This is a genomic window from Pseudomonas sp. URMO17WK12:I11, assembly GCF_007677725.1.
Classification (GTDB): domain Bacteria; phylum Pseudomonadota; class Gammaproteobacteria; order Pseudomonadales; family Pseudomonadaceae; genus Aquipseudomonas.
The window spans coordinates 258,692-273,725 of sequence record NZ_VEDF01000001.1 but is presented as its reverse complement, the minus strand read 5'-3'; the positions used below and the strand labels follow the sequence as shown (position 1 = coordinate 273,725).

At 64.0% G+C, this 15,034-nt stretch carries 14 protein-coding genes and 1 tRNA gene; 6 read left to right on the top strand and 9 right to left on the bottom strand.

All coding sequences use genetic code 11. The features are described from left to right. Positions 1-7 precede the first annotated feature (7 nt). From FS665_RS01290 to FS665_RS01270, 5 genes are read right to left on the bottom strand one after another with little or no spacing between them, the layout of a single operon-like run. Positions 8-784 (bottom strand): molecular chaperone, encoded by a 777-nt coding sequence (locus FS665_RS01290; protein WP_145182163.1) that lies wholly within the window; start codon positions 782-784, stop codon positions 8-10. A 41-nt stretch (positions 785-825) separates the two neighbouring features. Further along, complete coding sequence (locus tag FS665_RS01285; RefSeq protein ID WP_145182160.1) at positions 826-1,329, bottom strand: spore coat U domain-containing protein; 504 nt, start codon at positions 1,327-1,329, stop codon at positions 826-828. A 3-nt stretch (positions 1,330-1,332) separates the two neighbouring features. After that, positions 1,333-1,866 carry a spore coat protein U domain-containing protein gene (locus FS665_RS01280; protein ID WP_145182157.1) on the bottom strand — a complete coding sequence of 178 codons (534 nt, stop codon included), beginning with the start codon at positions 1,864-1,866 and terminating at the stop codon, positions 1,333-1,335. Between the two features lie 20 nt (positions 1,867-1,886). Beyond that, a complete protein-coding gene (locus tag FS665_RS01275) occupies positions 1,887-2,423 on the bottom strand; it encodes a spore coat U domain-containing protein (protein WP_145182154.1) in 537 nt (178 codons plus the stop codon). 29 nt (positions 2,424-2,452) lie between these two features. Further along, positions 2,453-2,980, bottom strand: a complete 528-nt coding sequence (locus tag FS665_RS01270) for a spore coat U domain-containing protein (protein ID WP_145182151.1) — start codon at positions 2,978-2,980, stop codon at positions 2,453-2,455. A gap of 265 nt (positions 2,981-3,245) precedes the next feature. On the opposite strand from FS665_RS01270, the gene FS665_RS01265 reads away from it, so the two are divergent. Genes FS665_RS01265 through FS665_RS01255 form a run of 3 tightly spaced genes read left to right on the top strand, consistent with a single transcriptional unit; the run spans position 3,246 to position 8,374 of the window. After that, positions 3,246-5,495, top strand: a complete 2,250-nt coding sequence (locus FS665_RS01265; protein ID WP_145182149.1) for an ATP-binding protein — start codon at positions 3,246-3,248, stop codon at positions 5,493-5,495. A 15-nt stretch (positions 5,496-5,510) separates the two neighbouring features. Beyond that, on the top strand, positions 5,511-5,972 hold the full coding sequence (locus FS665_RS01260) for a response regulator (protein ID WP_145182146.1): 462 nt from the start codon (positions 5,511-5,513) through the stop codon (positions 5,970-5,972). A gap of 14 nt (positions 5,973-5,986) precedes the next feature. Further along, positions 5,987-8,374, top strand: a complete 2,388-nt coding sequence (locus FS665_RS01255; protein WP_145182143.1) for a hybrid sensor histidine kinase/response regulator — start codon at positions 5,987-5,989, stop codon at positions 8,372-8,374. Between the two features lie 144 nt (positions 8,375-8,518). Here the strand turns inward: FS665_RS01255 and FS665_RS01250 are convergent. Then, positions 8,519-8,593: transfer RNA gene (locus tag FS665_RS01250), tRNA-Gln, on the bottom strand. Positions 8,594-8,862: 269 nt separating this feature from the next. Here FS665_RS01250 and FS665_RS01245 point away from each other — a divergent pair. After that, positions 8,863-9,105 carry a DUF465 domain-containing protein gene (locus FS665_RS01245; RefSeq protein WP_145182140.1) on the top strand — a complete coding sequence of 81 codons (243 nt, stop codon included), beginning with the start codon at positions 8,863-8,865 and terminating at the stop codon, positions 9,103-9,105. A gap of 1 nt (position 9,106) precedes the next feature. On the opposite strand, the gene FS665_RS01240 is transcribed toward FS665_RS01245, so the two are convergent. Beyond that, positions 9,107-9,532 carry a DUF1810 domain-containing protein gene (locus FS665_RS01240; protein WP_145182137.1) on the bottom strand — a complete coding sequence of 142 codons (426 nt, stop codon included), beginning with the start codon at positions 9,530-9,532 and terminating at the stop codon, positions 9,107-9,109. 154 nt (positions 9,533-9,686) lie between these two features. Here FS665_RS01240 and zapE point away from each other — a divergent pair, with 154 nt between their 5' ends. Continuing rightward, positions 9,687-10,772 (top strand): cell division protein ZapE, encoded by a 1,086-nt coding sequence (gene zapE, locus FS665_RS01235; RefSeq protein ID WP_145182134.1) that lies wholly within the window; start codon positions 9,687-9,689, stop codon positions 10,770-10,772. Between the two features lie 29 nt (positions 10,773-10,801). Here zapE and FS665_RS01230 read toward each other — a convergent pair whose 3' ends face one another. Further along, positions 10,802-12,691 carry a propionyl-CoA synthetase gene (locus FS665_RS01230; protein ID WP_145182131.1) on the bottom strand — a complete coding sequence of 630 codons (1,890 nt, stop codon included), beginning with the start codon at positions 12,689-12,691 and terminating at the stop codon, positions 10,802-10,804. A gap of 178 nt (positions 12,692-12,869) precedes the next feature. On the opposite strand from FS665_RS01230, the gene FS665_RS01225 reads away from it, so the two are divergent. Further along, a complete protein-coding gene (locus FS665_RS01225; RefSeq protein ID WP_145182128.1) occupies positions 12,870-13,736 on the top strand; it encodes a LysR family transcriptional regulator in 867 nt (288 codons plus the stop codon). Here the strand turns inward: FS665_RS01225 and FS665_RS01220 are convergent. Next, positions 13,710-14,867 (bottom strand): HPP family protein, encoded by a 1,158-nt coding sequence (locus FS665_RS01220; protein WP_145182125.1) that lies wholly within the window; start codon positions 14,865-14,867, stop codon positions 13,710-13,712. The genes FS665_RS01225 and FS665_RS01220 overlap by 27 nt on opposite strands. Positions 14,868-15,034 lie beyond the last annotated feature (167 nt).

The following is a 15,034-nucleotide window of genomic DNA, read 5'->3' as shown; positions in this document are numbered from 1 at the left end:
GCCGAGCTCACTGCCCTTGGCGAATGGCCTCGGGCGCTTGCTGCCCGTTCACCCTGCCCTTGAGCACACTGCCAGGATTCGCCGCCACCGGTGCAGGCCAGCGCATGCTGGCACCTGGCAAGACATACCCCAGCAAGCCCTCGGCCAGCGGTTTGGCCTGGGCGTCTTGCTGCACCACGACATCGGTCAGGCGGGCATGCACGGGGCCGCTGTTACGCATTTCAACATAGGGTTTGCCCTGCACCGTGACGGGCCGCCAGCTCAGCTGCGGCTTGCCGATACCGTCGACATTGCGTCGCCCCTGTGGGTCAGCCTTGCCCCATAGGCCCTCACCGTAGACGAACAGCGGCACCGAATAGCGCATCTGCAGGCGGATGGCCGCAGACGTGCCTTGGCTGTCGGAGGCATCCGGCACGGGCGAAGGAATCTCATCGATGATGATGCGGTAGGCCTGTTCCTGACCCACGGGTGAGCTGCCAGTGCGGGTCAAGCGAATCAGTTGCTTCTGGCCCGGCGCGATAGTCGCCACCGGCGGGCTGCCGATGATTTCGCGCTGCGCCTGGTACTGCTCCTGGTAGTCACCCTGGCGCCAGGCGAATACCCGGACTTGCAGACTGGCAGGCGCCGTGCCGCGATTTTCCAGCCACAGGGCGCCGGCTTTCTGATCGGCCTCGAGCACCGGATCGATCGGCCAGATGAGCACCGAAGTGGCCGCCTGCGCCGGCACGCTCGCCAACAGCAACAGCCCGATCAGTGCGTGTGCCCACGTTGCCCGTACCGCCATGCCACCCTCCTTGGTTCGATGTTGATTGGCCACCAGGCCGCCTACCAGGTCACCGTGACCTGCACGACGTCGGTGTAAGTGCCCGCCGGCAGGTTGCCGGGTAATTGAGTGCGACCGTACACCGGCAGCTTGATCGTCGCTGCATCGCTGTAGCTGACTGCCACGCTCTGGCCGATGCCCAGCGCCTGGCTGTAGGCCGCATCCCGGTAGAGCTGGTAGGCGAGCACCTGGCTAGCGCCGCTGCGCCTGAGATTACGGGTACCGCTGGCGCTGTTCTGGCCACCGTCCAGGCTCATGCTCAAGGCCACCCCAGGGGTGCACTGGAAAGTCACTGTGGAGCCTCCCAGAGCGGTGCTGAGGATGCCGGTGGACAACGCCGACTGCGTGCCGTAATTGAGCACGCCGTATTGGCTCGCGGCCCCGACCACCAGGCAGCCGGCGACGACCTGCGCGCTGACCTGAAAGGTGCTGGTGGTCGCGGCGTCCAGCGGCGCTACGAACAATACGCCGGCACTGACCAGACAGCTGCGCACTGCGCTGCGCATGGCTCAGAACGTCAGCTCGACCGCGACCGTGTCGGTGTACACCCCGGCCGGCAGCCCCGCCTTGCCGCGTGCCTGGCCGTACAGGTTGACGGTCTGCGCCACGCCCGTGCTGGTTGGCAAGGTGATGGTACCGTCGATGGCCAGCAGCTGGGTGCGTCCGGCGTCGGTATAGAAGTCGTACGGCACGAAATTGCCCGCACCATCGGCCAGCGCCCGGGTACCACCGGTCGATTGACCATCATGGGCACCCGCTCGCACGCGGATCGCGGGCACTGTTCCGGCCGAGCAGAGAATGCTCATGGCGCCACCGCCGCCGCCCAGCACCTGGGCGTTGGCGGTACTGAACAGTGCCTCCTGGGTGCCGAAATTCAAGGTCCCGAAATTGAGCCCAGAGGTACCGGCGCTGCCATTGACCTGGCAAGCCGACGTCAGGGTCAGGGTCGAGGTGATGGTCCCGGTCACCGTAGCGGCCTGGGCGTGCGTGGTCAGGGCCAGTCCGAGGCCGGCGAGCATGCAGCGGGTGAAAGTCGTTCGCATCGGGGGTCTCCTTGCGTCATTTACCAGTCCAGGGTCACTCTCAGGGTGTCGCGGTACAGCCCGGCCGGCAGCGCACGTGGTTGCGCCACCACCACGCCGTAGATCGGGATGGGAATCTGCGCGGTGCTATTGATGGTGAAGGCGCGCGCCTGGCCAATGCCGTAACGGCTGTTACCCGCCGGATCGACGGCCAGCTGGTAGGGAATCATCACCCGGCCGTTACTCAACCGGCGTACGCCATCGTCGCCATTGAGGCCACCATTGATCCGCACGTTGAACGCCCTGACCTCAGGCGTGCAGCTGATCTGCAGGCTGCCTTCACCGCCGGCCTCGTCGACCCGGGTGCGCAACGGCGTATCCCAGTTCGGGCCGCGCTCGCCGAAATCCATCAAGCCAGGGTTGCCCAAGGTGGCCGGGGGTTGGTCGCCGCTTTCAATCTGGCACGCCGCGCTGATGACCAGGCGCGCTTGAATGAAGCCGCTGGTGCTGCCGTGCACGGTGCTGCTGGGCACCAGCAAGGGGCCAAGGCTGAGCAGCAGGATCGAGGTGCGGTTCATGGTCTGACGTCCTTGTGCATGGCGGCGGGCTACCAGGTGACGGTGACTTTGAGCACGTCGGCGTATTGCCCGGCGCGCGGCACCCAGGCTAGTTTGTCGATGCGCGCGTACAACGGCAGCTCGACCGAGCCGCTGTCTGGCACCCGTGCGGCATGTGCCTGACCGACCCTCACCGGCTCGCGCCAGGCGGCATCGCGAAACAGCCGATAGGGAATGGGCCGCGCCCTGGCGTCGGCACTGGCCAGAAAACGCACTTCACCCACGCCGCCATGCAAGCCGCCGTCGACCCGCACCTGGTACGGGGTATCAGGGTTGCACTCCAGGCGCGGTGGCCGCTGATTGACCAGCATGCCGCTGAGCGGCGCAGCGCTGCCGTCCAGCCGCGCCGCGCTACCCAGGTCGATTCGACCCAAGTCCTGTGCACCGGCGTCTCTGGGCTGGTCGACCAGCATGCAACCACGCTGCACCAGCACCCGCACTTCCACGAGAAAATCCGCCGCCACGACCTTGGCGCTCAACGTCAGGCCCAACAGCGCGGCCACCCAGCATTGCGTCACTGAACATTCCTTGTAGGCGTACTGTGTGTTTTCAGGGTAGCAGCCCCTCACCCGTACGGGCGCGACGCGGCGCCGTTCTTTGGCGTTAACGACAAAGCAGTAACGGCGAGGAAATTCTTGCTGCAAGCGAACCCGGGCAGCTGCTGCACCTCCGATGCATAAGCCGGCAAAACGGCCGATATTCTGTTAGTGTGCAGAGCAACCGATCTCTCGGTGCCCTACGCATGCGTCAAGCATGGAAGAAGATCACAGGAGCATTCCATCGATGACTGCAGACAACGCGCTCGCCGCGGCCATGGAGCGCTGTGCCCAGGAACCTATCCAGGTTCCCGGCAGCATCCAGCCTCAGGGCTTTCTTCTGGTACTCGATGAACAGGACTTGCGCATTCTCCAGGCCAGCGAAAACGTCGAGCGCTGGCTAGGGGTGCCTGCGCAGGAGCTGCTAGGCGCCACGTTCGGCGAGGTGGTCAGCGAGAGCTTCGACCTGCGCAGTCAGCTTCAGCGGCTGCCTGTTGACGAGGTGTTCCCCTTTCATATTGGCGACGTTCAATTGCGCCAGGGCGCGCGTTGGAGCGAGCCGCTGCGCTTGCTGACTCACCGCCATGACCACGTGCTGATCGCCGAATTCGAGCCGTTTCGCGTGAGTGCCGACCTGCCCGATCAAGGCGACTACTATCCGCTGGTGCGCGGTTTCGTCAGCAGCGTGCACAATGCCGACAGCCTGGAAGCGCTGTTGCAGGAATGCGTGGTGCAGGTCAAGCGCATCACTGGCTTTGGTCGGGTCAAAGCCTACCGCTTCGACACCGAGGGCAACGGTCAGGTCCTGGCTGAGGCCGCTGATGACGGCTACCCGCGCTACATGGGCTTGTGCTTTCCGGCTTCCGACATACCGCGCCAGGCCCGCGAGCTGTACCGCACCAGCCGCATCCGCGTGATCGAAGACGCCAGCTACCAGCCTTCGCCCTTGCTGCCGGCACTCAATCCACGCACCGGCAAGGCGCTGGACATGAGCTTTGCGGCGCTGCGCAGCGTGTCGCCGGTGCATCTGCAGTACATGCGCAACATGGGCACCTTGGCCTCGATGTCGCTGTCGATCGTGGTCGATGGCCAGCTCTGGGGTTTGATTTCCTGCCACCATGCGCAACCGCGTGCCGTGGAATTTCGCACCCGCACCGCCTGCGAGCTGCTGGCCAGCGTACTGTCGCTGCAGATCGAAGCGCGCGAGTCGCACGCCAGGACGCGGCAACTGCTCGAGCTGCGCCAGCACATCGTGCGCATGATCTCCTCCATGGCCGACCACGACAGCGTCAGCGACGGCCTCTGCGACTTGCCTGAAGTGCTGCTGGCGTTCGCCGGGGCCAGCGGCGCCGCGGTGATTTCCGCTGAACGTTGCGACCTGATCGGGCATACCCCGCCCGCTGCGCAAGTGACCGCGCTGGTGCACTGGCTGGCCCGACGCGGTGAGGAGGTGGTGTTCCATACCGATAACGTCAGTCGTGACATCACTGAACTGCCGGAGCTCGCCGCGCATGTCGGGGGCGTACTGGCAGTGGCCATCTCGCAGATCCATTCGCACTACCTGGTGTGGTTCCGCCGCGAGCAGCTGCGCACGGTCGATTGGGCGGGCCGTCCGGACAAGGCGATCGGCCCGCTGGGCGCGCTCAATCCGCGCCACAGCTTCGAGCGTTGGCAAGAACGGGTTTCAGGGTACTGCGAACCTTGGGATCCGCTGGTCATCGAAGGCGTTGTCGAATTACGCACCGCGGTCTTGGGTATCGTGCTGCGCAAGGCTGAAGAGCTGGCGCAACTGGCCAACGAACTGCGCCGCTCGAACAAGGAACTCGAGGCGTTTTCCTACAGCGTGTCCCACGACCTGCGTGCGCCTTTGCGGCATATCGCCGGCTACACCGAGCTGCTTGGCGAAATCGAAGGCCAGGGCATGAGCGAACGTGGCAAACGTTTCCTGAAACACATTGAGGAAGCGGCACATTTCGCCGGTAGCCTGGTGGACAACCTGCTGAATTTCTCGCAGATGGGGCGCTCGGCACTGCGCCTGTCGGACGTCGACCTCAATGCACTGGTCGATACCATCCGCCAGGAACTGGCGCCCGACTACCAAGGCCGTGAAATCATCTGGGAGGTCGAACCGCTGCCCAAGCTGATCGCCGACCCCGCGTTCATCAACCTGGCCTTGCACAACCTGATTTCTAACGCCATCAAATACACCCGCGGTCGGGAACCTGCGCGTATTACCATTGGCGCGCGGCAACATCCGACCGAGACCGAGGTCTATATTCGCGACAATGGCGTAGGCTTCGACATGGCCTATGCCAACAAGCTGTTCGGAGTCTTCCAGCGTTTGCACCGCATGGAGGATTTCGAAGGCACAGGGATCGGCCTTGCCAGCGTGCGACGGATCATCGAGCGCCATGATGGCCGGGTCTGGGCCGAAGGTCAGGTCGACCAGGGCGCCAGCTTTCACTTCACCCTCCCTCGCTATCAAGCAACTACCTGAGGCACCTGTATACAAATGCTCAAACCAATCCTGCTGGTCGAAGACAACCCCCGGGACCTGGAGCTGACGCTCCTGGCCCTGGAGCGCAGCCAGCTGGCCAATGAGGTCATCGTGCTGCGCGACGGCGCCGATGCCCTGGACTATCTGCTGCGCCGCAAGGCTTACGTCGATCGCGACGATGGCAATCCTGCGGTGCTGCTACTGGACCTCAAGTTGCCGAAAGTGGACGGGCTGGAAGTGCTCAAGGCGGTGCGCTCCACACCCGAGCTGCGCAGCATTCCGACGGTGATGCTGACCTCCTCGCGTGAAGAACCCGATCTGCTGCGCGCTTACGAGCTAGGGGTCAACGCCTATGTGGTCAAACCGGTGGAGTTCAAGGAGTTCGTCGCCGCGATTTCCGACCTGGGGGTGTTCTGGGCGGTGCTCAACGAACCGCCACCCGGCTCGCTGCGCCTCACCCGTCGTGGCGGTAACTGAGGCCTGCGCGAAGAATGTTGCCGACACCGCTGAAACTGCTGATGGTCGAAGACAGCTCGATGGACGCCGAGCTGACCTTGATGCGCCTGGAGCGCAGCGGGCTGCAGGTGCAGTCTCGTCTGGTGTTCGACCATACCGGGGTCGAGCGTGCCCTGCACGAGGGGACGTTCGACCTGATTCTGTGCGACTGCGTGCTGCCAGGCTCATCAGGTACCGATGTGCTGGCCATCGCGCAGCGCCTGGCGCCTGATACGCCGTTCATCTTCCTTTCCGGCATCTATGGCGAAGAGCACGCGGTGGAGATGATCCGCCTCGGCGCTACCGATTATGTGCTGAAGAAAAACCTGCCGCTGCTGCCCAAAGCGGTGCGCCGGGCGCTGACCGAGGTGCAGGAGCGTCAGCGTCGGCGCCGCGCCGAGGAAGCCCTGGCCGATGTAGAGGCGCGCGCACGCATCGCCATCGATGCCGCAGGCATGGGCACTTGGGACTACCGCCCCGAGCAGGACCTGCTGGTCTGGGACGACCGCTGCAAGACCTTGTTCGGCCTGCCACTCGACGCTCAGATCAGCTTGCAGGTGTTCTACCAAGGTATCTACGCCGAAGATCGCGAAAAGGTACGCGAAGCGGTCGACCATGCGATGCATTCGGACAACGACGGCGTCTACCGCGTCGAATTCCGCACTGCCGAAGGCGATGGTCGCGAGCCGCGCTGGCTGCTCAGTAGCGGCCAGTCGCAGTTCGTCGAAGGTCGGTGCATTCGCTTTTCCGGGGTGCTGCAGGACATACATACCCAGCGTCAGGCCACCCAGGCGCTGCGTCAGCTCAACGAAATGCTCGGTGAACGGGTGGAGCGGCGCACCCGCGAGCGCGATCGGGCCTGGGAACTCTCCCAGGATTTGCTCGCGGTGCTCAACAAGGACCTGACCCCGGTGGCCCTCAATCCGGCCTGGGAAGCGAGCCTGGGGTTTTCCCGCGAGCGCCTGAGCCAGGCGTCGTTGTTGCACCTGCTGCCGGAGGCCGATCAGGACGCCCTGCTCACCGAACTGGCCGCCTTGGCCCACGGCCGCACCAGTGCTCGCTTCGTCGGCCGCATTCAACATGCCGGTGGTCAATTGCGCTGGCTATCCTGGGTAGTGGTGCCGGAAGACACCCTGCTGTACGTGGTGGCCCGCGACATCACCAGCGAGCGGGAAACCGCGCTGGGCCTGGCCGAGGCCAACAGCCGGCTGCGCGAGCAGATCACTGAACGCGAGCGCATCGAGGCTGCGCTGCAACAAATGCAGCGACTCGAGGCCGTGGGTCAGCTCACCGCAGGCGTCGCTCACGATTTCAACAACCTGCTCACCGTCATTCTCACCGGCGCCAGCTTCCTTGAACGCGACCTGAGCAAGGCTGACCTGGACAAGGCCCGCAGCCGCCTGACGCACATTCGCGAGGCCGGCGAGCGCGGCGCCAAGCTCACTTCCCAACTGCTGGCCTTCTCGCGTCGTCAGCGCCTGGAACCGGTGGCCCTGAACCTCAACCGCACGCTGGCGGGCCTCGAGGAACTGTTGAGCCGTACCTTGGGCGGTAACATCTCGGTGCGTCTGGATCTGGATCACAGCCTGTGGCAGGCGCTGACCGACCCGACCCAAACCGAGATGATCATCCTCAATCTTGCGATCAACGCCCGCGATGCCATGCCCGACGGCGGACAGCTGACCCTGTCGACGCGCAACACGCGCATCAAGGCTCGCGCCCAGCGCCCGGAAGATCCAGAGCCCGGTGAATACGTGATGCTGAGCATTCGCGACACCGGCTGCGGTATGAGCGACGACGTGCTGGCCAAGGTCTTCGAGCCGTTCTTCACTACCAAGGATATCGGCAAGGGTTCGGGCCTTGGCCTGGCTCAGGTGTTCGGCTTCGCCAAACAGTCCGGCGGTGGCGTGCGCATCGACACCGAGCCTGGGCACGGCACCCAGGTGGCGGTTTACCTTCCAGCGGTCAAGCAGGAGGTGGCGGTCGACCCGGTGGCAGCGCCGGCCCTGCAGGCCATCAGTGACAGCGGCCGTGACCGCACGGTGCTGCTGGTCGATGACGATCACCTGGTACGCGACATGCTCGGGGATGTGCTGCGCCAATATGGCTACCAAGTGCGTCAGGCCCATAGCGGCGAGCAGGCCCTGGCGCTGCTCGATGCAGGCATCGACCTGCTGCTGACCGACTTTGCCATGCCCGAATTCAACGGTGGCCAACTGGCCTTGGCGGCGCGCGAGCGGCATCCGCAGTTACCGATCGTTTTTCTCACCGGCTACGCCGAACTTGAAGGGTTGGATGTGCCAGGCAGCCTGGTGGTGCAGAAACCCGTGCAGGCTGACGAGCTGGCCAGGGTATTGAGCGAGGTGCTGCGCGCGGCAGGTTGATTGCTGTGCGCGCTACTACGCACGGGCGAGCCGACACCCTGCCCGGCTTGCCCATGCAGCCCCGGCTGAAGATTTTTCAGCAGACGAAAACGAAAAATCCAGCGCCGACAAGTCTGCACTGAATAGAGATGATCTTGAGGAAAATGGCAGGGGCGGCTGGATTCGAACCAACGCATGGCAGGATCAAAACCTGCTGCCTTACCGCTTGGCGACGCCCCTGTATCGGATGCAGCTGATGCTGCTCTGACAATTCCAAATGAGTGACAACTGGGTTGTTGTCTTGGAATGCGCGGCACTTTAACAACAAAGCGCCGACCTGTGAAGCCCTTTTGCAAAAAAAATGCTTTAAAACAGCAAGTTAGTATCAGAGCGCCGGTTTCCGCGGCTTGGGAACTACCATCCGTCGCTTTTCCACCGCTTCGCTTCAACACAATGGCTTTCCTTCCTTCCAATCAGGTAAGCAAATTGTCCTGACCAAGGAGGCCACCATGCCCGTCTCACACGACCTGTACCAAGACCTGCAATACCCACGGGAAATCGTTCAACAACGCCGGCAACAGGACAAGACCCTCGACCGCCTGCTCGATGAATACGTAGACATCGATAATCAGGTCCTGGCGGCCGAATCCATCTCTGCGGGCAATTTCGAGGATGAGGACCTGCGTCAACTCAAGGCGCGTCGGCTGGCAGTCAAGTACATGATCGAGAGCCAGTTGGAGCGCAAGGCCTGAGCTAGCGCGCGAGAATGGCGCAGGTGAGCCGATCCGGCTCACCGTCATAAAACTGCATGAGCGCCAGCTGGAACAGCGGATCTTCTGGCGCCACCTGGCCGAACAGGGTCAGGCAAGAACGCAATTTCAGATCGTCCGGGCTACCTAGGATCTGCTTCGCCGTCTTGCCGCTGTGCTCGAGCAACGCGCCCACGCAGGTTCTCAAGCGCGGCCCCAGCACGGGGTGGTCGAGATAGGCCCGGGCCTCCTCGGCCCCTTCCAGCCCATAGCGTACGGCCATGGCGCTGTGCCCCAGGCCCTTGAGCTGCGGAAATACGTACCACATCCAGTGGCTGCGCTTGCGACCTGCCTGCAGCTCTTGCAGCACGTGGTCATAAACCGGATTCTGCGCATCGACGAAGCGCTGCAGGGGGTGAACGGAGGTCATGGCGTTGCTCCTGTATCGAGGGTCTATGGCAGACTGCGCCAAGCCCAGGAAGTATCAACGCAGCCGATCGATGCCCGGTATTTTATCCATTGGTCAAAATGCCCGACCTGGGGCAAGCTGCACGCTGCCCCGTCTTCTGCTCAAGGAGCTAAGCGTGTCCGCCTGGATCCCCTCCCCTCTGCGCCAGCTTGGTCAACGCCTGCGCGGTGCTGCAGCCGAACCCTGTGAACTGCTCGACTGGTTCGAAGATAAAGCACGCAGCCGTGGCTACCAGCTCAGCGACAGCCAACGCCGGGTGATACAGCGCATGGCTGCGCAACTGGCGCACCTGCACGCAGGCCAGGCGCGCAGCCTTTACCTCCATGGCCCGGTGGGCCGCGGCAAGAGCTGGCTGCTCGATGGTTTCTTTCAGGCGCTGCCAGTGCAAGCCAAGCGCCGCTTGCACTTTCATGACTTTTTCGCTCGCCTGCACCAAGGCATGCACTTGCACCGACAGCTGGACGATGCCCTGGGCGCAACGCTCGATGCCTTGCTCGGCGATTGCCAAGTCCTGTGCTTCGATGAATTCCATGTGCATGACATAGGCGATGCCATGCTACTCAAGCGCCTGTTCGACGCCCTGTTCGAGCGCGGCATCTTCCTGTTGGTGACCTCCAACTACGCGCCCGAAGGTCTGCTGCCCAACCCGCTGTATCACGAGCGCTTCGCGCCGGTAATCCGCCTGATCAACGCGCGCATGGAGGTGCTCGAAGTCGGCGGCGACACCGATTTTCGCAGCCTGCCAGCCAATCGCGACGCACAGCGGTTCACCCAAGGGCATTACGTCTGGCCCGGCGATGCGGCGCAGCGTCAGGCGCTGAACCTGCCGGCAGTCGCGCCGCTCATGCTGGAGGTCAACAAACGCCCGTTGCGCGCGCTGGCGGTCGAGGGCCGGCGCATCCTGCTGAGCTTCGACGACCTGTGCGAAAAAGCGACGGCGGTGATCGATTACCTCGCGCTGGCCAGTCAGTACGATGAGTGGATCATCGACGGCCTCGACGATCTGTCCGAATGCTCGCTGGCCGCGCAGCAACGCTTCGTCAACGTGGTCGATGTGCTGTATGACCAGGACCGACACGTCACGCTGCTCGCCAAGCGGGCCTTGGCGGACAGCCTGGGCGGCCCCTTGGCCGACTTGATGCGCACCCGCAGCCGGCTGGGGCAGCTACGGCAGATCGGGCCTGGCGTCGCCATCGGCTGAAGGCGACGCCAGGCCTGCCTGCCCAAGGGTCAACCTGCCCTGGGCAGGTCAGCCAGCATCGCCTCGATCTCGGCCAGTACCGCCGGATCGTCCAGCGTCGAGGGCGGCACGTAGGCCTGCCCGTCGGCTATCTTGCGCAAGACGGCGCGCAGGATCTTACCCGAGCGCGTCTTGGGCAATCGCTTGACCAAGCGCACCCGGTTGAAGCAAGCCAATGGGCCTATGGCTTCGCGCACGCGGCCGACCAGATCGACCAGCAACTGCGCCTCGGCAATCTGCTCGCCGTCCTTGAGCACCACCAGGGCCAGCGGCACCTGGCCCTTGATTTCATCGTGTACGCCGATTACTGCACATTCGGCCACCGCCGGGTGGCAAGCCACCAGGTCTTCCATTTCCCCGGTGGACAGACGGTGTCCGGAGACGTTGATCACGTCATCGGTGCGGCCCATGATGTAGACGAAACCCTCGTCATCCAGATAACCGCCATCACCGGTGTGGTAGTAGCCTGGGTAGGTCTGCAGGTAGGCCTGCAGATAACGTGGATGGTCGCCCCACAAGGTCTGGCTACAGCCCGGCGGCAGCGGCAAGGCGATGACGATCGCGCCCTGTTGGTTCGGGCCGAGCAGTTGCCCTTGCTCATCCACGACCTGCACGTGGTAGCCAGGCACGGCGCGGTTGCTCGACCCCGGCCGTGCTGCGCTACCGGGAAGGCCCACGCATGGGGCGGTGACCGGCCAGCCGGTTTCGGTCTGCCACCAATGGTCATGCACCGCCTTGCCGGTGACAGTTTGCAGCCACGCATGGGTGCTGGAGTCGAGCTTTTCCCCCGCCAGAAAGAGCTGGCGCAGTGAACTCAGGTCATGCGCACTCACCCCCGCGCCGTCCGGGTCTTCCTTGCGAATCGCGCGCATTGCGGTCGGCGCACAGAACAACGCGTTGACCCGGTACTGCTCGATCACCCGCCAATAGGCCGCAGCGTCCGGGGTGCGAATCGGCTTGCCCTCGTAGAACACCGTGGTGCAGCCGCTCATCAGCGGGCCGTAGACGATCAGCGAATGGCCCACCACCCAGCCAACGTCAGAAATGCCCCACCACACGTCACCAGCCTGCATGCCGTAGACATGGCGCATGGCGTAGCACAGGGCAACTGCGTTGCCGCCGTTCTCGCGTACGATGCCCTTGGGTTTGCCGGTGGTGCCTGAGGTATACATGATGTACAGCGGATCAGCCGCACCCAGCGCCACTGGGGCTACCGCCTCGGCGGCGCTTAGCGCGGCCTGCCAGTCCAGGTCGCGACCTGCCTGCAACTGCGCCAGCTTCTGCGGCCGCTGCAGCACCAGCACCTTGCGCGGCTGGTGCCGGGCCAGTTGCAAGGCGCGATCGACCAGGGGCTTGTACTCGATCACGCGGTCGAACTCCAACCCGCACGAGGCGGTGAGCAACAACGTTGGCCGGGCGTCGTCGATACGCAGCGCCAGCTCGTTGGCGGCAAAGCCGCCGAACACCACCGAATGCACGGCGCCGATACGCGCGCAGGCCAGCATCGCCATGGCTGCCTGCGGCACCATCGGCATGTAGATGATCACGCCATCGCCCTTGCCCACACCGAGTTGACGCAACAACCCCGCCAGCCGTGCGACCTCCTCGCACAACTGGCTGTAGGTGAAGACCTGCTGCACACCAGTGACGGGCGAATCATAGATCAGTGCCGGCTGCTCGCCGCGCCCCAGCTCGATCTGCCGGTCCAGTGCCAGGTAGCAGCTGTTGAGGCTGCCGTCGGCGAACCAGCGATGGGTACCGTCGGCATTTTGTTCGAGGGTTTGCGTGGGCTTGCGGTACCAGGCCACGGCTTGGGCCTGTTCAGCCCAGAAAGCAGCAGGGTCGGTAATGGACTGGGCATAGCTGTGCTGGTAGGTCATGGCAGAAGAACCCGGTACTTGTTGTTATTGAAGGGCGAACAACGAGTATGGATCGCTACGCCAAGGCTGCCACGGGACTAAAGTCCTATCGGACCTGCAAATTTGCAGCGTGGACAAACTCGCCCCCTAACAGTGCGAAGTCTCTAGAATAGGCCACCCTTTCGCCACCGAGCAGCCCATGGACATCGAGCAGGCCCGCACCTTTCTGGAAATTGTCCGTTGCGGCAGCCTGGTCGCCGCCGCCGAGCGCCTGTTCGTCTCGCAGACGGCGATCACCGCGCGGGTGCAGCGCTTGGAGCAGCAATTGGGCTGCCAGTTGTTCGTGCGTAGCCGCAGCGGGGCCAGCCTGACGAGCGACGGCGAAGCGTTCGTCAGCTATGCCAACCAACTGGTGCAGACCTGGGAAGCCGCGCGCCGTGACCTGCCATTGCCCGAGGGCTGCCAGCAGGTACTGCACGTGGCCGCTGAAGTCAGCCTGGGCAACCCGTTGCTGCTCGACTGGGTCAGCGCACTGCACCGCGAGTTGCCAAGCCACGCCATTCGCAGCGAAGTCAGCGACGGCGAATCATTGCTGCGCAAGGTGGAGATGGGCTTGCTCGACGCCGCCCTGGTGTATCAACCGGTGTACGGACCGGGCTTGCAGGTCGAACAACTGATGGAAGAGAAGCTGATCAGAGTGCGCCGTGTTGAGCAGCCAGAGCCCTACATCTACATCGATTGGGGCGATGCATTCCGCCGCCAGCACGACGCCGCCCTGCCCGACTGTGCACGCCCGGCCTTGAGCTTCAACCTGGGGCCGCTGGCGCTGCAGTTCATTCTCGACCAGGGCGGTAGCGGCTACTTTCGCACGCGTGTGGTCCAGGCCTATCTGCAAAGCGGCGTCTTCGAGCGAGTACCGCAGGCGCCGGAATTCACTTACCCGACGTACCTGGTGTACCCGCGCAAGCGGGACAGTGAAACGCTGCAACACGCTTTCAGCGTGCTGCGCAGGCTGATCGCCGCTGATCGGAGCGACTGGTCACAGCGCTGGGACCCGCGCTTGTGAAGCGCCGCTGGTGGTACTGAGCAGCTGGCGCTTGAGCCCGGCGATCAGGTCGGTTTGGGTCACGACGCCTACCAGTCGCTCGCCGTCGAGTACCGGCAGGCAGTGCAGGCCTTGCTCGCACAGCAGTGGCAACAAACGCTCCAGCGGGTGCCCGCGGGTCACGCTGACCACTCGCCGGCTCATCACTTGGTGCATACGCACCGGCTTGCGGCCAAACAGCCCACGCCAACTGAACTGCCCACGCTGCATCGCCGGGCCTACCAGGTCGCTCAGGCTGACGATCCCCACCAACTGGCCCTTATCCAACACCGGCAGGGTCTTCAGGTGGTGGCTGGCGAGCATCTTCCAGGCTTGGTCGAGGGTGGTTTCGGGGGTTGCGAACTGCACATCGCGTGACATCACCGCCGCTGCGGTGATGCCGCCCAGGCTGCGCTGCAAGGCGTGCTGCTCGGTAGCCAGAATGATCCGCTCCAGCTCGTCGCGGCCAACGTCGACGAATTCGCCCAGCTCTTGCAGGGCTTGGTCCAGATCATCGCCGCGAATGCCAACCCGCTCGCTCGGCAACGGGTCGCGGGTGTGGTGCAGGTCCTTGCGCGGGCTCGCGCCATGGGGATAACGCACCCCGGTCAGACGGTTATAGACGACCGCCACGGCGATCAGGATCACAGCGTTGAGCAGTACCGGCTCCAGCAGGTGATCGCCCAGGGCGGTCAGTCCCGCGTCGGCCAGCACCGCACTGACCGCCACGCCGCCGCCCGGTGGATGCAGGCAACGCAGCAGGCACATCAGCAGCAGCGAGCCGCCCAGGGCGAGCGCAGCCACCCAAAGTTCAGGCCCAAGGCACTGGCGCAGCACAAGGCCAAACGCACCTGCCACGGCATAGCTGCCCACGACCGGCCAGGGCTGGGCCAACGGCCCGGAATGCACGGCGAACACCAGCACCGCCGAGGCGGCCAGCGGCCCCAACAGGTGTAACGCGATGCCAGGCCCGTAGGCAAGGCTGGTCAGCCAGCCGGCGAGAAACAGGCCAAGCGACGCACCGATACCGGCGCGTAACCACTGTTTCGGTGGAATGTTCAACGGCGCCGGCAACAGCCGCTGCAGACGACTTTGGGGATGCATGGCAGACATTTGCTCATCGAGATCTGTAGTTTTTTTGCTGAAAAAAGCCCAGCCGAATCGCACTGGGCGTCGTACCCCAAGGCGATACTTAGAGGGGCTCCGTCCTTGGAGAGATGGAAACCGCAGGGTTTCGCGAGAACGGAGTGTGCCGAGCGCAGCGGCTGAGGGCTAATTCA